Source organism: Verrucomicrobium sp. 3C, assembly GCF_000379365.1.
Taxonomy (GTDB): domain Bacteria; phylum Verrucomicrobiota; class Verrucomicrobiia; order Methylacidiphilales; family Methylacidiphilaceae; genus Methylacidimicrobium.
On sequence record NZ_KB901875.1, the window covers coordinates 285,753 to 301,326 of the forward strand.

Consider the following 15,574-nt stretch of genomic DNA (forward strand, 5'->3'; position numbering starts at 1 on the left):
CCGCTATCCTGCCGCATGATTCTCCCCTGGCTGCGCATCACAGCGTTCTCGGATCGAGCCGCAAGAGGAGGCGGAAGGATGATCCTCCGCCTTGTCGGCCCGGTTTTTCCGGAAAAGACCGCATCTTTTTGGATTGACTCTGCGGGATAACCAAGCATACATAAGCCTAACTCTTATCAAGAGCGGCGGAGGGTAACTGGCCCTGCGAAGTCGCGGCAACCGGGGAGAGGCTACGGCCGAACCCGCCAGGTGCTAACCCCAGCTCCGGTGAAAAACCGGGGAAGGATGAGAGGGATAAAATCCCTGCTCTAGTCTGTCGCATCGGTAAGAGTGAGAAAGGGAGCCGATGCAGACCGAGTTTTTTTCCCACCTCCGGTGCCGGGAATGCGGCCGGCCCTATCCCAAGGAAGCGATCCATGTCTGTGAGTGGGACTTTGGCCCCCTGGAGGCGGTCTATGACTACGAAGCCATCCGCCGCCAGATTTCGCGAAAGCGGATCGAATCGCGTGCTCCCACGATGTGGCGTTACCGGGAGTTCCTTCCGCTAGACGGAGAGCCGAGCGTAGGCACCCAGGTCGGGTTTACCCCACTGATTCGGGCGGAGCGCTTGGCCAAAGCCCTCGGGGTACGGGAGGCCTACGTCAAGAATGACACTGTCAACTACCCTACCCTTTCTTTCAAGGATCGGGTCGTTGCGGTCTCCCTCTCTCGAGCAAAGGAGATGGGGTTTACCGTCGTCGCCTGTGCCTCGACGGGAAACCTGGCCAATAGCGTGGCGGCCAACGCGGCGAGCGTGGGGCTGGAAAGCTACGTTCTGATCCCAGCCGACCTGGAGACATCCAAGGTCATGGGGAGCCTGGTTTACGGCACCCGTGTAGTGGCAATCCGAGGCCCTTACGACAAGGTGAACCGGCTCTGCTCGGAGATCGCCGGAAAATACCAGTGGGCATTTGTCAACGTCAACCTTCGCCCCTACTACGCTGAGGGATCCAAGACCATGGGTTTCGAAATCGCAGAGCAGCTCGGCTGGCGCCTGCCCGCCCATACGGTGATCCCCATGGCCAGTGGCTCTCTTTTGACCAAGATCGCGAAATCCTACCAGGAGATGATCGACACCGATCTGGTCGAAAAGACACCCTTTGCCATTCATGGAGCCCAAGCCACCGGCTGCAATCCCATCAGTGACGCCTTCCGAAAGGGCACTGAGCTCGTCCAGCCGGTACCTAAGCCGCAAACCATCGCCAAGTCGCTCGCGATCGGCACTCCCGCCGACGGCTACTATGCGATCCAGACAATTGCCAAGAGCGGAGGAGCGGCCGAAGATGCTTCCGATGAGGAGATTCTCGACGGCATTCGACTTCTGGCGGAAACCACTGGGATCTTTGCGGAGACAGCCGGCGGCGTGACCGTCGCCTGCTCCCGCAAGCTCATCGACTCCGGCAAGATTCCGAAAGAGGGATCGGTCGTGCTTTGTGTCACCGGCCATGGCTTGAAGACCGCTGAGGTTTTGGCCGGAGTACTGGGCTCGCCTCGCCTGATCGATCCCTCCTTACGGGAATTCGATCGACTGGTCTCATCGGACTTAGCCAAAGCGCCCATTCCAGAAGAAACGAACTTTTAATTCCGCGCGGAGAACCATTCAGAACATGATCTAGAGCAAGAAAGGAAAAGGAAACGAACGATGAGCAACCTGACCACAGAGCAAACCATTCCCGTCAGGATTCCGACTCCCCTGCGCGGGCTGACCGGCAACAAGGACTTGGTCTCCGCGAGGGGAGGAACGATTGGAGAAATCCTCAAGGATCTTCAGACCCAATTCCCGGGAATCGGGGAACGCCTCTTCGACCAAACAGGCGCCCTCCGGCGCTTCGTTGCGGTTTATGTCAACGGCGATGATATCCGTTTTCTGCAGGACCAGAAGACGCCGGTCCGACCGGAAGACGAAGTGAGCATCGTGCCGGCTGTGGCGGGAGGATAACGCCCGTGTCCCTGGAAAAACAGCGGCTTTGGCTGACGTTCAGCGAGCAACTCTGCCAGCGGCCGATTATCTGCGAACTCGCACGGTCCTTCGATCTAACCTTCAACATTCGAAGCGCGCAGGTAACGCAGAGAACCGGCATCGTTGCCATTGAACTCCAAGGGGAACGAGAAGTCCTCAAGCAAGCGATCCAGTGGCTCGAGAATCAGGGCGTCACCGTCGAGCCCGTCGAGATCAGCACGATCGAAGGCTAGCAAATTGGCCTGAATGCGAGGCGCGGCGCTGGTTTTCTCCCGTAGCGGTATGTGGACATACTGCAAGGATGGAAAACCAAGCGAGAGCGAAGCAGACAAGCCCATTCTGCAAGCCGCAGGAGTAAGCTTGTGAAAAACGTCGCCTAGGCTTCCGCCGCAGTCGTTTTGCTCTGCTCGCCGCTCTTGGCCGCCTCCGCAGGCTTGGTAGGCTTCTTTCCGCCCTCGGCCGGAACCCCCGGCTCGGTCCACTCGATCACGGCCATCCGTGCAGCGTCGGACAGACGATAGCCGATCTTGGTCACGCGGGTATAGCCTCCGGCCCGTTGAGCGAAGCGCGGGCCGAGTTCCCCAAAGAGCTTTTGAACCGCTTCCTTCCCATGGAGGCGGGAAGCCGCAAGTCGCCGGTGATGCAAGGTGCCCTTCTTGGCCAAGGTGACCAGCTTTTCTGCATAGGGCTGCAACGCCTTTGCCTTGCTGAGCGTGGTTTTTGTCCGGTTGTGTTGGATCAGCGAGGTTGCGAGGTTGGCGAGAAGCGACTCCCGGTGCTTCGAAAGCCTTCCCAGCTTACCGCGTCGTTTCAAATGGCGCATGGAACACGTCTCCCAGATTAATCCTCGGGCAAGGCTTCCGAAACCAGAGGAGCTTCCAGTAGTTCCGGACCAAACTTCATCCCGAGAGAGAGGCCCAATTGGGCGAGTTTCGACTTAATTTCGTTCAAAGACTTCTTTCCGAAGTTCCGGTATTTGAGCATTTCCGCCTCTGTCTTCTGTGCCAATTGACCCACCGTGGCAATATTTGCGTTGTTGAGGCAGTTTGCCGCCCGAACCGACAACTCGATTTCGTTGACGCTCATATTCAGGATCTTCCGAAGCCGATTCTCCGCCTCCTGAACCGGCGGCTTCGGCTTTTCGAACTCCACCGGCTCTTTTCCTGGGCCGACAAAAAGATCCAGATGGTGCCGAAGGATCGCTGCGGCTTGCATGAGCGCGTCGTCGGCGCTAATCCGACCGTCGGTCCAGACCTCCAAAATGAGCCGGTCATAATCCGTCCGCTGCCCGACGCGAGTATTTTCCACCTCGTACTTCACACGGCGAACCGGCGAAAAGAGGCAATCGATGGGAATGAGACCGATCGCCTGCTCCTCTTTCTTATTTTCCTCCGCAAGCAGGAAGCCTCGGCCAACCTTGACCTCCATCTCCATCTCCAGCCGCTGCTTCTTGTCCAAGGTGCAAATGATCTGGTCGGGGTTCACAAGCTCCACCCCGGTCTCCAGTTGAATGTCGCCGGCGACCACGGAACCCTCCTTCACTACGTCCAGAGTTAGTGTATGTGGCTCCCGGGAAGGAATGAAGAAGCGAATCTTCTTCAGATTCAATACGATTTCCGGCACATCCTCCACGACGCCAGGCAAGCTGGTAAACTCATGAAGAGCTCCGCTGATCTTGACAGCCGAAATCGCAGCGCCCTCGAGCGACGAAAGAAGCGTCCGCCTAAGGCAGGTCCCGAGCGTCTGCCCATATCCAGCTTCGAGCGGTTCCACGACGTAACGGCCATAGTTCTCCGTAGCAACCGCTTCATCCCTCGCTATGGAATTGGGCATTTCAAAACGACCTAAGCGCACTGCCATAGAACTGATTACCTCCTAGACACTACCGGGCGAACTCTCCCTTCTGCGAGGCCGCCCCATTTCCGTGTTCGCCACGGATGTTCCACGAACTTCGCGATCTCTACGAATAGAACTCGACCACCAGTTGCTCGTTCGCGATCGGCCGCAACTCCTCTTTGGAGGGGAGTCGCCTAACTTCGCCGCGAAGCTTCTCTTTTTCTAAAACGAGCCAATCCGGGAGGCGCGCTGCCTGCATCGCCTCCAGGTTCCGCAAGGCCAGCTTTCTTGATTGCGGCTGATCCCGGACCTCGACCACGTCCCCGGGCCGCGTCCGAAAACTTGGTGTCATGATCCGGCCTCCATTCACCTGCACGTGACCGTGCGTGATCATCTGCCGTGCGCCGAACCGCGTTGTGGCGAAGCCCAAGCGATGGACGATGTTGTCGAGCCGAGACTCGAGAAATTGGAGCAACACTTCCCCGGTTACGCCCCGCTTCTTGAGGGAAGAAGCAAAATAGCGCCGAAGTTGACGTTCCGTCACGCCGTACATGAGACGAAGCTTCTGCTTTTCGGCGAGCGCAATTGCATAGTCGGATTGCTTGCGCCGACTCTTCTCTCCGTGAACCCCCGGCGGATAGGGCCGTTTCTCTAAAGCCTTGCAAGGCCCGAACAGAGCGACGTTGTAGCGACGGGCCTTCTTTGCTCGGGGACCAAGATATCGTGCCATAAGGACTCTTCTCTAAAGCGACGAACGCTCCGCTTAGACCCGCCTCGACTTCCGAGGCCGACAGCCGTTGTGAGGAACAGGCGTAACGTCCAGGATGGACGTCACCTCCAACCCGACCACTTGCAACGCGCGGATCGCCGACTCCCTCCCCATCCCCGGTCCCTTGACCTTGACGAGCACTTCGCGTAGGCCTTGTCCCACCGCTTGCCGGGCGGCGTCCTGAGCCGCCAATTGCGCGACGTAGGCCGTCGACTTCCTGGAACCCCGAAATCCGCATCGGCCGGCGCTTGACCAGGCAATCGTCCTGCCTTTGAGGTCTGTAATCGTGATCACGGTATTGTTGAAGGTAGCTTGAATGTAGGCGACGCCACTGTGAACACCCTTTCCTCCCTTGCTTTTGTGCTTCTTCTCCTTCTCCACAGGCTCCGCCGGCACGGCCTTGCTATCCGCCCCCTTCGGCGACCCCTCGCCTTCCTGTGCGATCGGACGTCGAGCTTTCTCCAACGCAGGCTTTGTTTGTGCTTCCTCAGCCATTCATCCTCCCCATCACCGCCTCTTTACGCAAGAGTCGACGAGCTATACCTTACCCTTCTTTGCTTCCTTTTTCCGAACGACCCCGACCGTTCGTCGCGGTCCTTTGCGTGTCCGCGCATTCGTCGACGTCCGCTGCCCGCGAGTCGGCAAGCCTCGGAGGTGGCGGATCCCTCGATAACACTTGATTGCTTGCAAGCGCTTGAGGTCTTGCTGGATCTGTCGCCGCAGATCGCCTTCAATCACGAAGTTGTTCTCCTGGATCAACTGGACGAATCGATTGATCTGCTGGTCGGTGAGGTCCTTTGCCCGCAGGTTGGGATCAATCTCGGCGAGCTCGCAAAGCCACTTCGCCCGTGATGGGCCGATGCCGTATAGGTAAGGGAGCGCCGCCACAATTCGCTTCCCCGCCGGGATTTCCACTCCAAGGATACGAGGCATAGTCTTTCTTCCGCTCTTTGTTATCCCTGCCGCTGCTTGAGCCGAGGATTTTTCTTGTTGATGATGTAAATTCGTCCCTTGCGACGTACGACCTGGCAGTCGGCGGTACGCCTACGGACGGAAGAGCGAACTTTCATGAAGCTCCTATCGGTTGAACCTATTTGCAGCTCATCCTTTAAACGATGAAGCGATGATTTATAGCGGATCAGCCTTCCTTTGACAAGGCTTTTGTCCTTGTGCCCCTCATTTACCCGATCCCTCTTCCTCCCCAGCCGCTGCTGGTCCTTTGTCAGCCGAGCCGCCGACCGCCTCGTGGTCGGTCAAGACTTCAGGCTCTCCCTTCGTAATCAGGACCGTATGCTCGAAGTGCGCGGAGCGCCGTCCGTCCTCCGTCACGACCGTCCAGCCATCGGAAAGGAGCCTCACGCCAGCCCCCCCGGCATTGACCATGGGCTCGATCGCGAGCGTCATGCCCGGCTTGAGCCTTGGTCCTGTTCCTGTCCGTCCGTAATTCGGAACTTGTGGCTCTTCATGAAGCTTGCGACCCACGCCATGGCCGACAAACTCCCGCACGACCTCGAGCCCCTGCGCTCGAACGCATCTCTCGATTGCTGCGGCGATGTCGCCGATCCGATTGCCCTCCCACGCTTGGGAGATTCCCTCCCATAGCGCCTGCCGCGTCACTTCGATCAACTTCAGATCGCCAGCCTCCGCCATCCCGATGGAAACCGTTGCCGCCGTGTCGCCCACCCATCCATTCTTCACCAAGCCCACGTCGAGCTTCACCAAGTCTCCATATTGAAGCACTCGCTCTCCGGCGATCCCATGAACCACTTCTTCGTTCACCGAAATGCAGATGGTTCCCGGAAACCCTCGATAGCCCAGGAACGCGCTCTTCCCTCCTCGGGCGGCAATCAGCTCGGCCGCATAGCGGTCGACCTCGGCCGTGCGGACCCCCGGAGCCAGGACCGAACGCAACGCTTCCACAACTTCCGCGACCAGGCGACAGCTGAGGCGCATGGCGTCGATGTCCTTCCCACGCTTGATCGGGATCATGATCCTCTTCGAAAAGGCGTAACGAACCCCGCGGCCGCTTTGCGCTTCCAAGCCCCCGCAGCCGCTGCACTCGCCGCGGCCCAAAAGCCTACCCTTGTTTTGCCTCTTCCTCTCCGGAAGATGGCGAGGCGAAAACGCTCTTGGCGACTCGCTGTTTGCGCCGGGCGGCGGCATTCCGGGTAAGCCGCCCGCGCTTGACGAGGCGGTCCAAGACAGACTGGTACTGGGAGAAAAACCCGGCGACTTCTTCTCTCGTCCCGGAAGCTACCTTCTCGCGCATCTGGCGCGAAACCTGCTGCAATTCCTTCTTGGCTTTTAGGTTGTATCCTTTTTTGCGCAGACTCTTCCGCGCTTGCTTTGCGGCTGACCGGGTGTTAGGCATGGGGGTTTTCTAATAAGAACGTTCTCCCGGCGGTGTCAAGCCTAGCGAAGATCTTTAAGTTCCTTTTCTCGCTTTCCGCCCTGCCTCTGCTCGCGGCGGAGCTTCTCTTCCTCAAGGAACTTTTGGAAGGCTATCTGCGCGAGCGCAGCTGGTTCACGCTTCCTGTAGAAAGCTTCGGCGTAGGCCTGCTGCTCTGGTCCTTGCTCTGCTTTATCTGGAAGGTTCCACAACGCCCTTACATCTTCGCCCATGAACTGACTCACGCGCTGGCGGTCTATCTCCATGGAGGAAACGTCTCCCGCTTTCGGGTCGGCAGCCGCAGCGGCAGCATTCGATGCGACCGGTCGAATCTCTGGATCGTCCTCTCCCCCTATGTCGTCCCATTCTACATGCTGCTCTGGCTCGGCCTGTGGACCATCGTTGACTTTTACCGGCCGATGCGTTCCTATCAATGGCTCCTCTACGGAGGAACAGGGTTCACGTGGGGATTTCATCTCTTCTTTACCGTGGAAGCCGTCCATCGTGAACAGCCCGATCTCCACGTGGAAGGCCGGCTCTTCTCCCTCGTCGTGATCGCGACCCTCAATCTATTCATCCTGGCGGCCTTGCTCGGCTTTCTCTCGCCCTTTTGGTCCGTTTCCCGCTTCTTCTGCCGTTTCGCAGACGACGTCCTCTATTGCTATCGGATCTGCGGAGAAGGTTTCGGGGCCGTTGCCGCCTGGATCGGGTCTTCCGGTCTGGAGCTGCGCCCACGGGCGAGCCCAGCGCCCTTGATGCCACATTGAGACTAAGGAACCCTCGCCAGAGCGCTTCCCATGCAATTCCCCGGAGAGTTCTTACGAAAGGCGCTGATCCGCGCCCTTGCGCACCGCTTTGAGCAGCCGCTGCCCGAGCCGCTCCTCGAGCCTTGTGCCGATCCCCGCTTCGGCGATCTCCAAAGCAGCGCCGCTCTGGTGCTGGGCAGGCGCTATTCCCTGGACTCGCGCACGCTCGCCGCCGAAGTGGCCGCCGCCGTGGGAGAGACGGAGTGGTCCCTGCCTCCCGAGGTCGCAGGCCCCGGGTTCCTCAATTTCCGGCTGAAGCCCGAGCGGTGCGTGGATGCCTTCCTCTCCCTCGTGGAGGATCCTCGGCTCGGAATCGAGGAGGCCAAGGAGCCGCAGACGGTCGTGATCGACTATTCCAGCCCGAACATCGCCAAGGAGATGCACGTCGGCCATTTGCGGAGCACCATCTTGGGGGAGTGCCTCGCTCGGGTCTCCCGCTTCTTTGGCCACCGGGTCATCACCGTCAACCACCTGGGCGATTGGGGCACCCAGTTCGGCATGGTGCTCCTCGGCTTCCAACGCCGGGGGGACGAAACCCGCCTGGAAGACCGTCCCCTCGAATACCTCGAGGAGCTCTATCAGCAGATTCAAGCGTCGGCGAAGGAAGACCCTGCGATTCGAGAAGAAGCGAAGGCGGAACTCTGGAAGCTCCAGAACGGCGACGCGGAAAATCTCGCCCTTTGGCATCGCTTCGTCGAGGCGTCGAAAGTGGAGCTGACTCGAATCTATGAAGAGCTCGGGGTCCATTTCGACTTCACGTTGGGGGAAAGCGCCTATCGCGAGCAGCTTCCCTCGGTCGTCCGCGACCTGAGCGCCGCCCGCATCGCCCAGCAAAGCCAAGGTGCTGTCTGCGTCTTCTTTCCGGAGGACCCGGAGCTCGGGGACAAGCCCTTCCTGATCCAGAAAAGCGATGGCGCTTATCTCTACGCGACGACGGACCTAGCCGCGCTCCGCTTCCGAGTCGCAAAGTGGAAGGCCGATCGGATTCTCTACGTTACCGACGGCCGGCAGCGCCTCCATTTCCAGCAGCTCGCGGCCACCGCAAAGCGCTGGGGACTGCCGGTCCGGATCGAGCATGTCTGGTTCGGCTCGATCCTGGGAGAGGACAAGAAACCCCTCAAGACCCGGGAGGGAAGGCCGATCAAGCTGCGCGAGCTCCTCTCCGAGGCACAGAGGCGGGCCTATGCGATCATCGAGGCAAAGAGGCCGGACCTGCCCGAGGAGCGCAAGCTTCGCATTGCGCGCGCGATCGGCATCGGAGCGCTTAAGTACGCCGACCTCTCGCAGAACCGCAATCTCGACTACGTCTTTCGATGGGAAAAGCTTCTCTCCTTCGAAGGCAACACCGCGCCGTATCTTCTCAATGCCTACGTCCGCATCCGGGCGATCCTCCGCAAAGCCGAGGCTTCCGACGTCTCCCCAGCCGCCGGCGCTCTCGCCGCTCCTGCCGAGGTGCAACTGGCCAAGCTCCTCCTCGATTTCTCCTCCATCCTCGAACGGGTCCAAAGCGAAAACCGCCCTCACTTTCTCTGCACCTATCTCTATGAGGTGGCCCGCTCCTTCCATCGGTTCTACGAATCCTGCCCCGTCCTGACCGCACCTCCGCCGATGCAAGCCGCACGGCTCCTGCTCTGCCAGGGCACCGCCGCCACCTTGGGAACCGGTCTCGACCTCCTGGGCATCGAGCGGCTGGAAGAGATGTAGCGAATGCTTGAGGAAAACATTGCCGCGCCCCTGGAGTGGTGTCATGCTTTCTCCGGGCATGGAACGACAACCCGCCAAGCAAGAGGAACATGGCTTCTATCGCGAGCCGTGTGGACTCTCGGTCGCTGACTGCCTTGGCTCCAAGCGGATCCAAAGCTTTTGCAGCATCGCGGGCTGGATGCATCAGATGCTCGACCAGATGCTCGAGGGGATGCTCGTTCTCAACCTCGACCTCTCGATCGAAATCGCCAACCGCGCGGCGGCGCACATCTTTGGGTATCGTCCGGATGAGCTCCTCGGCCGACCTCTGACCTCCCTCTTGCAGACGCCGGAGCAAATTTCCATCCCGTCCATCGATTTTCCGCATCGCCCGGCCAAATGCCTTGGCTTTGCCGCAGGCCGCCACGAGGCCCTTGGATGCAGGAAGGATGGGGAGATCTTCCCCATCTAGCTTTCCGTGAGCCAGTCGGTCGTGGAAGGGCAAGCTACGCTGACCATCCTGGTGCGGGATCTGAGCGAAAGAAGAACTTTGGAACAGTCCCTCTTCGATGCGGAAGCGCGAGAGCGGCTACGGATCGGGCAAGACATCCACGACAGCCTTTGTCAGATGCTGATCGGAGTCCATTATCAAGCGGAGCTTCTCCAGGCGAAGCTTTCCGAGCGTTCCCTTCCGGAATCCGCCCTCGCCTCCCGAATCGGCGAGCTCGTCCGGGAAGCCAGCGCCTGCGCGCGCGCTCTGGCGCAGGGATTGATGCCGATGGCGATCTCTCCCGCCCAACTGCCGCAGGCGTTGGGAGAACTGGCGCGTAAGACGCAGGAGCGTTCGCGGGCCGCATGCCGCTTTGCGCTGGTCGGCCGGCCAGCGATTCGCGATTCGGCGACCGCCCTTCAACTCTATCAGATTGCCCAGGAATCGATCAGCAATGCCATTCGCCACGGGAAGCCGAACCACATCGAAATTCTTTTGGGTGAAGGAGCCGGCTCCGTTTATCTTCGCATAGCGGATGATGGAGGCGGAATGGACCCAAAAGCGCAATCCGGCCCTGGTCTTGGGCTGCGCTCCATGCGATACCGCGCGAGGATGATTGGAGGGGTGATTCGCTTCGAATCCAAACCCAAAGGGGGAATGATCATCCTCTGTACGGTCCCTTCCGGGCTATGGAGGAAGAAAAAAGGAAGGACAAAAGGAGGTAAACAACCCGCGACTGAAGTCGCAGGCTTTATCGTGAAGCGCAGACATGGTTGCCAACATCCGCACCTCCAACATTAGGCGTGCTTACGGCCGCCCTTGGCGGAACCATCGTTCCGCCAATCCGGGCAAGGTTCCGACTCGCGTTCAAGTCGCTGTGCGCCCGGAGACCACAGTGAGGACACACGAAACGATGCTTCGTGCGTCTGCCCAATTGTTTACAAGACGAGCAGGTTTGGCTCGTGTAGGCCGGATCGACGTATTCGACCGCGATGCCGGCCGATTTCGCCTTGTACTCGACAAAGCGTTGGAGCTGCCGGAAGGCCCAGCGATGCANTCTTCCNCGCATGCGCTTGCCAGCCTTGATCCGGTCTCGGATATGCGTCAGGTCCTCCATCATGATCTTGGCAACTCCGGCCTCGAGCGCCTCCCGCACGATGGCCTTGCTCGTCTCGTGGTTCACATGAGTGACGTGCCGCCTCTCCTTGCCGGAGACCTGCCGAAGCTTCTGTTTTGCGCTTCGGCTGCCGTTGGACTGGAGACGGCGACGCAGGGCGAGATGGCGGTCGCGACGATCGCACAGGCGACCGCCTCCGAACATCCCTCCCAAACTATGTGCCGCGAGATTGTTTTCGCCGACATCCACGCCCATTACCGGGCCGGATGCGATCGGCTCCTTGTCGTCGGATTCGACGACGAGGTTGAAATACCAGTTGCCTTTGCGAAAGACCAGTTCCGCCTCCTTCGGCCGGCCGGAGGAGAGGATGCGCCGCTGGTGTTCCCCAAGACGCATCGGAACGATGACGCGTCCGCCCAGGGTGTAAAGCGAGACGGCATTCTTCTTGAGCGCGTAGGTGCGCTTGTCGAAGTGGACGCTGGCGCGCTGGAAGCTGATTGCCGGAACCGGCGTGTCTTTCGGAATCCGCCCGGTTACCTTGAGTGCCTTGTACGCCTTGCAAACCGAAAAGATGGCATTGCAGCACATCTGGCTGCCCAGCGGAGTCGAAGAACGCAGATCCGAATANGNNCGTTGATGCAATGCCACCCGATTCCAGACCCGATGCTCGCGAACGACGGCGGAAAGTCGCTGGCAGGCGTTCGCAAAGGCGGATTGCAGCGCGGCAAGCGCCCCTTCCTGCTCTGCCGACGCGTCCAACTTGATCGACGCCGTGCGCATCATGGCCTATCGCCTCTTGGTGACGTGTTCGGATCGTTCGATGTAGCGACGGATGGTTTCCGCGCTGACATTGCCGGCGGTGCCGACGTAATAGGATGGAGACCAGAGATGTCCATCCCACAACCGCTCCTTAAGTGCTGGAAACCGTTGAAACAGCAAGCGAGCCGTAACGCCCTTGAGCACCTTGACGGCGTCGGCCACGGCAATGGCGGGAGGTATGCTGAGAAACAGATGGATGTGGTCCGGCTGAATCTCCTTGGAGATCATCGGCCAATCTCGTTCCGCGCAAATCGAATCCAGCATCGCTCGCATTTCCTCGGCCACCGGTCCCGTCAACACGTCGATCCGATACTTCGGGAACCATACCACATGGTATGCGGTTTGGTAAACACAATTGCGATTGGTGACAACTCGTTGCTTGTCGGAAAGACTACATCACGTGTTGCGTTCCGCGCAACCGCAATTCCTCCCGCGATTCAAATCGCAGGTTTCCTTGCAGAAACTCTATGAAGGACATCCAAGGCCAGACGACTCAGCCGAAGAAGGTGCTGATAGTTGACGACCATGCGTTGGTGAGCGAAGGCATCGCCCAGTTGATCGGGGTAAAGAGTGGACTCACGGTCTGCGGAATGGCGGCGAACGCTCACGAAGGATTCGAGCTCGTGGGGAAGACGGAGCCCGATCTGGTGATTGTCGACCTCTCCCTTCCCGGGAAAAGCGGCCTTGAGCTCATCAAGGATATCCATGCCTCCTATCCCCAGGTGGCCATCCTGACGCTATCCATGCACGAGGAGTCGATGTATGCGGAACGGGCGCTTCGAGCGGGAGCGCGTGGTTATCTCATGAAGAGCGAAGGAGGCCAGAGACTTTTGGAAGGGATTCAACGGGTGTTGGGCGGAGGCGTGTTCGTCAGCGACACGGTCGCGACGCGGGTCCTCGAGCGCTTTTCCGGCCGCCGGGCCAAGCCCACCCTGAATCCGGTGGAATCGCTCAGCGACCGCGAATTCGAAGTCTTCCAACTGATCGGCCGCGGCCTGGGAACCCGGCAGATCGCCGATCAACTTCATTTGAGCATCAAGACCGTGGAAGCCTACCGGGGCAGCCTCAAGGAGAAGCTCAAGCTTGCCTCGGGACCGGAACTTGTCCACTACGCGATTTCGTGGCAACAATCCCAGGCGATCGCCGGCGATTGATCCGTCCGCAAGCCATCTTCCGGAGTCCGTTTAGATCGATTGCGAAATGGACCAGCCTAACTGGGTGGCCGAAAGCGTCCTGGAGGCCGCTCGTTCCCTTGGAGAGGCCTGCTGGATCACGGCACTCCTTGGACGCTACTCGTTCTGGACTCCGATCCACCGGATCTTCGGTGGCGAGTTGCCTCCGAACGCCGCCCTCTCGGCGCAGAGAGCCATGCTCCTCTTTCTGGCCCTGGGGGCCCTTCCCGTCCTGGGCTCCCTTCTCCCCTCCTTGCAAAGAAGCGTCGCCCCGGCGACATTCGGCGCGTTCCTGGGCGGCCTCTTCGGGCTGGGTTTTCTTTTGTCCTTTCCCCTTCCGAAACCGACCATCTCCTGGCCCGTTCTTCGCTGGACCCTGTGGACCCTGTTGATCCTTACCTTCCTTCTGGATCCTGCCGGAAAGCCGGCCATCCCCCTCGGACCCGAAGCTCCCCTGCTCTGGACGGCGTTCGTGCGGCTCTTTCTTCTTTCCCTCTCCTTATGGCTGGCCACCCTGCTCGCCGAGCTGCTGATCCTCACCCCGATCCTCGCGCGAGCGGGCCGGCGCGATCCCTTGATTCTTCTGCTCGGAACCGGCTCTCTGCTCAACAGCGTTGCCGTCACTCTCTTTGGGGTAAGCGGGCTCGTTTTAACCTGGTTCCTGCTCTTCCACCCCCTGCCTTTTGCTCCCGTCGCTTCCGGCTCGCTCCTCGACCGGATCGGGTTGTCCTCTCTCTTCGCCCTTCTCCTCCGATCCTTCCATCAGGTCTTGGCCGAGCCAGCGGCTACCGCCGTTCTGATGCGTCCTCGGGCCCACCGCTCGCCCGCCGCTCAACCCGAAGCACAGGGCTCCTGTCGGCTCCCGTTGACCACGCATGCCCTCGAGATGTTCGCCGTCGCCGGGACACTCGTTGCGGGAAACTTCCTGGCGGCCCGACCGCTCTCCAGCGCTCCCTCGGCTCTGGAATTCCAGTGGATCGACCTTCTGCTGCTGCCCCTGCTCGCGATCGTGGCCGCCGGGGGCCATCGGCTCTTTCATTTCAGTCGGCAACTCGTTCAGGCGTGTATCGATCTGCCTCGAGCGGAAGACCCCGACCGGATTCCTCTGGTCCTAGTACAGCTCGGGTTGCGCCAATGGCTCTGGGCGGGGGGACTCTTTTCTCTAGGTGCCATCGCGATCCTCGGGGTGACAACCCTCCTCCATTAACCGGATGCCTTTCCTGCTTGCCGCGTCTGCCGGGATCTGCTTTGCTCCTTCCGTAGGCGTTCGCGCAAGCATCGTCAATCCGACCCCATTGTGTAGTGGTTAGCACCCCACCCTTTCAAGGTGGTAGCACGGGTTCGAATCCCGTTGGGGTCGCTTCTCGGGTTCCTCTTTGACCGAAAATCGCCGCGCAAGCCCCTGGCTTTAGCCATGGGGCCCGTTGCCTCAAAAATAAACGACACCGAACAGGTGCGAGGATTGAGGGTCGTTGCCTCAAAAATCGACGACACCCTAATTGGTGATGTTTTCTGCTTTAGCAAGGGCAGCCTCGGAACGCAAGGAGCCCGTAGGGCGACCGGAGTGTAGAGGCTGCGCGAGAATCGTTCGGAGCGCCTTTTCGATGGCGTCTTTGAGGGCGAACGGATCGAGTTTTCGTCGGATCTCCCGCAGCCGTCTTTTCGCGGCTGGGTCAATCGCATTGCTTTGCAGAAGCCGGTCGCAAGGGGTCCACGGACGATCGTAGCGGCGACGGTAACGGCTGCCGATGCGTGTCTTGGCCACAAGCTTGACGGAGGGACAGAAGAAGTTCTGGAGCGGATCCCAAAGCTCGCGATAGAGCCGGTTGATGGGTTCCAGAAGCTCCGGAGACCCGAGCCGGTCGTAGCCAAGGAGCTGTCTGACCCGGCTCCAGTTCTTCTGCTCCACATGGGCATTGTCATCCTTGTGATAGGGCCGGGAGCGAGTGAAGGCCACAGGCCTGCGCCGCTCAGGAGAAGTAGCGGAGCAGATGATGGTTCAAAAACTCGCTCCCGTTGTCGCAATCAAAGCCCAGGATCGGAAAAGGCAGCTCGCCTTCGAGCTGGCGTGTCTTCTCCACGATCTGGGTTGCTCCCTTGTTCCAAACGGCTCGGGAAGCGGTCCAATCCGAGTAGATATCGGTGTAGGTGACCGTCCAGACGAAGTCCCCGGCCAAGCTCTGCCCACAATGGACCACGGTGTCCGCTTCCAGATAACCGGGCTCGGTGGCATCCCAATGGTCGGTTCGCACCGGAATCTGGGTCTTGAGCAGACTGCCCGGTTTGGTCCCGCAAAGTCGCTTGGGAATCACGCAGCGGATGGGAGCCAAAAGCCGGTCGATGGTCGCAGGACTCATCTCGCAAAGGTCCCGCGGTAGTATCCGCTTTTTTGTGTGCGGGTCGATTTTCCGCTTTGTTGTCTAACAGTAAAGAGAGTTGTTCGCACGCCGTCAACTCGGACCGGCGAGACCGCTTCCCCAAAGCGGTCGGCTCT

Annotated in this window: 20 protein-coding genes, 1 tRNA gene, 1 pseudogene and 1 riboswitch; of the genes and pseudogenes, 10 read left to right on the forward strand and 12 right to left on the reverse strand. The window is 59.8% G+C overall.

Annotated elements, in window-relative coordinates; translation table 11 throughout:
• Positions 1-170: 170 nt before the first annotated feature.
• Positions 171-292, forward strand: a riboswitch (SAM riboswitch).
• A 54-nt stretch (positions 293-346) separates the two neighbouring features.
• From thrC to A37A_RS0101805, 3 genes are read left to right on the forward strand one after another with little or no spacing between them, the layout of a single operon-like run.
• Complete coding sequence (gene thrC / locus A37A_RS0101795) at positions 347-1,621, forward strand: threonine synthase (RefSeq protein ID WP_018289832.1); 1,275 nt, start codon at positions 347-349, stop codon at positions 1,619-1,621.
• Between the two features lie 60 nt (positions 1,622-1,681).
• The gene (locus A37A_RS0101800) at positions 1,682-1,978 is read left to right on the forward strand and encodes a MoaD/ThiS family protein (RefSeq protein ID WP_018289833.1); all 297 of its coding nucleotides are present in this window, start codon (positions 1,682-1,684) and stop codon (positions 1,976-1,978) included.
• Positions 1,979-1,983: 5 nt separating this feature from the next.
• Positions 1,984-2,232 carry an NIL domain-containing protein gene (locus A37A_RS0101805; protein ID WP_018289834.1) on the forward strand — a complete coding sequence of 83 codons (249 nt, stop codon included), beginning with the start codon at positions 1,984-1,986 and terminating at the stop codon, positions 2,230-2,232.
• A gap of 143 nt (positions 2,233-2,375) precedes the next feature.
• Here the strand turns inward: A37A_RS0101805 and rplQ are convergent, their stop codons facing one another.
• From rplQ to rpsT, 8 genes are all read right to left on the reverse strand, one after another.
• Positions 2,376-2,822, reverse strand: a complete 447-nt coding sequence (rplQ, locus tag A37A_RS0101810; protein ID WP_018289835.1) for a 50S ribosomal protein L17 — start codon at positions 2,820-2,822, stop codon at positions 2,376-2,378.
• Positions 2,823-2,839: 17 nt separating this feature from the next.
• Complete coding sequence (locus A37A_RS0101815; RefSeq protein ID WP_020493867.1) at positions 2,840-3,859, reverse strand: DNA-directed RNA polymerase subunit alpha; 1,020 nt, start codon at positions 3,857-3,859, stop codon at positions 2,840-2,842.
• Between the two features lie 100 nt (positions 3,860-3,959).
• Positions 3,960-4,565 carry a 30S ribosomal protein S4 gene (rpsD, locus tag A37A_RS0101820; RefSeq protein WP_018289837.1) on the reverse strand — a complete coding sequence of 202 codons (606 nt, stop codon included), beginning with the start codon at positions 4,563-4,565 and terminating at the stop codon, positions 3,960-3,962.
• Between the two features lie 33 nt (positions 4,566-4,598).
• Positions 4,599-5,099, reverse strand: coding sequence for a 30S ribosomal protein S11 (rpsK, locus tag A37A_RS0101825; protein ID WP_018289838.1), 501 nt, complete (start codon positions 5,097-5,099; stop codon positions 4,599-4,601).
• 42 nt (positions 5,100-5,141) lie between these two features.
• Positions 5,142-5,537: a 30S ribosomal protein S13 gene (rpsM, locus tag A37A_RS0101830; protein ID WP_020493868.1), complete on the reverse strand. Its 396-nt coding sequence runs from the start codon at positions 5,535-5,537 to the stop codon at positions 5,142-5,144.
• Positions 5,538-5,557: 20 nt separating this feature from the next.
• The gene (gene ykgO, locus A37A_RS18795) at positions 5,558-5,674 is read right to left on the reverse strand and encodes a type B 50S ribosomal protein L36 (RefSeq protein ID WP_081616157.1); all 117 of its coding nucleotides are present in this window, start codon (positions 5,672-5,674) and stop codon (positions 5,558-5,560) included.
• A gap of 106 nt (positions 5,675-5,780) precedes the next feature.
• The gene (map, locus tag A37A_RS15175; protein ID WP_051076266.1) at positions 5,781-6,593 is read right to left on the reverse strand and encodes a type I methionyl aminopeptidase; all 813 of its coding nucleotides are present in this window, start codon (positions 6,591-6,593) and stop codon (positions 5,781-5,783) included.
• Positions 6,594-6,681: 88 nt separating this feature from the next.
• The gene (gene rpsT, locus A37A_RS15180) at positions 6,682-6,975 is read right to left on the reverse strand and encodes a 30S ribosomal protein S20 (protein ID WP_018289841.1); all 294 of its coding nucleotides are present in this window, start codon (positions 6,973-6,975) and stop codon (positions 6,682-6,684) included.
• Between the two features lie 32 nt (positions 6,976-7,007).
• Between rpsT and A37A_RS0101845 the strand changes: the two genes are divergently transcribed.
• From A37A_RS0101845 to A37A_RS0101860, 4 genes are read left to right on the forward strand one after another with little or no spacing between them, the layout of a single operon-like run.
• Positions 7,008-7,760 carry a hypothetical protein gene (locus A37A_RS0101845; RefSeq protein ID WP_018289842.1) on the forward strand — a complete coding sequence of 251 codons (753 nt, stop codon included), beginning with the start codon at positions 7,008-7,010 and terminating at the stop codon, positions 7,758-7,760.
• Between the two features lie 30 nt (positions 7,761-7,790).
• On the forward strand, positions 7,791-9,503 hold the full coding sequence (gene argS / locus A37A_RS0101850) for an arginine--tRNA ligase (protein WP_018289843.1): 1,713 nt from the start codon (positions 7,791-7,793) through the stop codon (positions 9,501-9,503).
• 58 nt (positions 9,504-9,561) lie between these two features.
• Positions 9,562-9,954 carry a PAS domain-containing protein gene (locus A37A_RS0101855; RefSeq protein ID WP_196799460.1) on the forward strand — a complete coding sequence of 131 codons (393 nt, stop codon included), beginning with the start codon at positions 9,562-9,564 and terminating at the stop codon, positions 9,952-9,954.
• A 6-nt stretch (positions 9,955-9,960) separates the two neighbouring features.
• Positions 9,961-10,773, forward strand: a complete 813-nt coding sequence (locus tag A37A_RS0101860) for a sensor histidine kinase (RefSeq protein WP_026195587.1) — start codon at positions 9,961-9,963, stop codon at positions 10,771-10,773.
• Here A37A_RS0101860 and A37A_RS0101865 read toward each other — a convergent pair.
• Together A37A_RS0101865 and tnpA are read right to left on the reverse strand one after the other, a co-directional pair.
• Entirely contained in the window at positions 10,724-11,872 is a 1,149-nt protein-coding gene (locus A37A_RS0101865; RefSeq protein ID WP_018289846.1) for an RNA-guided endonuclease TnpB family protein, read from the reverse strand. The genes A37A_RS0101860 and A37A_RS0101865 overlap by 50 nt on opposite strands.
• A 3-nt stretch (positions 11,873-11,875) precedes the next feature.
• Positions 11,876-12,265 (reverse strand): annotated as a pseudogene (tnpA, locus tag A37A_RS0101870) (IS200/IS605 family transposase); the annotation flags it as partial.
• 110 nt (positions 12,266-12,375) lie between these two features.
• Here tnpA and A37A_RS0101875 point away from each other — a divergent pair.
• From A37A_RS0101875 to A37A_RS0101885, 3 genes are all read left to right on the forward strand, one after another.
• The gene (locus tag A37A_RS0101875) at positions 12,376-13,062 is read left to right on the forward strand and encodes a response regulator transcription factor (protein WP_018289848.1); all 687 of its coding nucleotides are present in this window, start codon (positions 12,376-12,378) and stop codon (positions 13,060-13,062) included.
• A gap of 46 nt (positions 13,063-13,108) precedes the next feature.
• The gene (locus tag A37A_RS0101880; protein ID WP_018289849.1) at positions 13,109-14,287 is read left to right on the forward strand and encodes a hypothetical protein; all 1,179 of its coding nucleotides are present in this window, start codon (positions 13,109-13,111) and stop codon (positions 14,285-14,287) included.
• An 81-nt stretch (positions 14,288-14,368) separates the two neighbouring features.
• Positions 14,369-14,440, forward strand: a tRNA-Glu gene (locus A37A_RS0101885).
• A gap of 135 nt (positions 14,441-14,575) precedes the next feature.
• Here A37A_RS0101885 and A37A_RS17930 read toward each other — a convergent pair.
• On the reverse strand, positions 14,576-15,037 hold the full coding sequence (locus tag A37A_RS17930; RefSeq protein WP_018289850.1) for a hypothetical protein: 462 nt from the start codon (positions 15,035-15,037) through the stop codon (positions 14,576-14,578).
• A gap of 13 nt (positions 15,038-15,050) precedes the next feature.
• Complete coding sequence (locus A37A_RS17935; RefSeq protein ID WP_018289851.1) at positions 15,051-15,437, reverse strand: hypothetical protein; 387 nt, start codon at positions 15,435-15,437, stop codon at positions 15,051-15,053.
• Between the last annotated feature and the right edge of the window lie 137 nt (positions 15,438-15,574).

Excerpts from the sequence above, each read along its gene's own strand:
- ykgO (WP_081616157.1), bottom strand. The coding sequence starts at position 5,674 with ATGAAAGTTCGCTCTTCCGTCCGTAGGCGTACCGCCGACTGCCAGGTC.
- A37A_RS17935 (WP_018289851.1), bottom strand. The coding sequence starts at position 15,437 with ATGAGTCCTGCGACCATCGACCGGCTTTTGGCTCCCATCCGCTGCGTG.
- rplQ (WP_018289835.1), bottom strand. The coding sequence starts at position 2,822 with ATGCGCCATTTGAAACGACGCGGTAAGCTGGGAAGGCTTTCGAAGCAC.
- thrC (WP_018289832.1), top strand. The coding sequence starts at position 347 with ATGCAGACCGAGTTTTTTTCCCACCTCCGGTGCCGGGAATGCGGCCGG.
- rpsT (WP_018289841.1), bottom strand. The coding sequence starts at position 6,975 with ATGCCTAACACCCGGTCAGCCGCAAAGCAAGCGCGGAAGAGTCTGCGC.
- rpsK (WP_018289838.1), bottom strand. The coding sequence starts at position 5,099 with ATGGCTGAGGAAGCACAAACAAAGCCTGCGTTGGAGAAAGCTCGACGT.
- A37A_RS0101815 (WP_020493867.1), bottom strand. The coding sequence starts at position 3,859 with ATGGCAGTGCGCTTAGGTCGTTTTGAAATGCCCAATTCCATAGCGAGG.
- A37A_RS0101855 (WP_196799460.1), top strand. The coding sequence starts at position 9,562 with ATGGAACGACAACCCGCCAAGCAAGAGGAACATGGCTTCTATCGCGAG.
- rpsD (WP_018289837.1), bottom strand. The coding sequence starts at position 4,565 with ATGGCACGATATCTTGGTCCCCGAGCAAAGAAGGCCCGTCGCTACAAC.
- A37A_RS0101880 (WP_018289849.1), top strand. The coding sequence starts at position 13,109 with ATGGACCAGCCTAACTGGGTGGCCGAAAGCGTCCTGGAGGCCGCTCGT.
- rpsM (WP_020493868.1), bottom strand. The coding sequence starts at position 5,537 with ATGCCTCGTATCCTTGGAGTGGAAATCCCGGCGGGGAAGCGAATTGTG.
- A37A_RS0101875 (WP_018289848.1), top strand. The coding sequence starts at position 12,376 with ATGAAGGACATCCAAGGCCAGACGACTCAGCCGAAGAAGGTGCTGATA.
- map (WP_051076266.1), bottom strand. The coding sequence starts at position 6,593 with ATGATCCCGATCAAGCGTGGGAAGGACATCGACGCCATGCGCCTCAGC.
- argS (WP_018289843.1), top strand. The coding sequence starts at position 7,791 with ATGCAATTCCCCGGAGAGTTCTTACGAAAGGCGCTGATCCGCGCCCTT.
- A37A_RS0101800 (WP_018289833.1), top strand. The coding sequence starts at position 1,682 with ATGAGCAACCTGACCACAGAGCAAACCATTCCCGTCAGGATTCCGACT.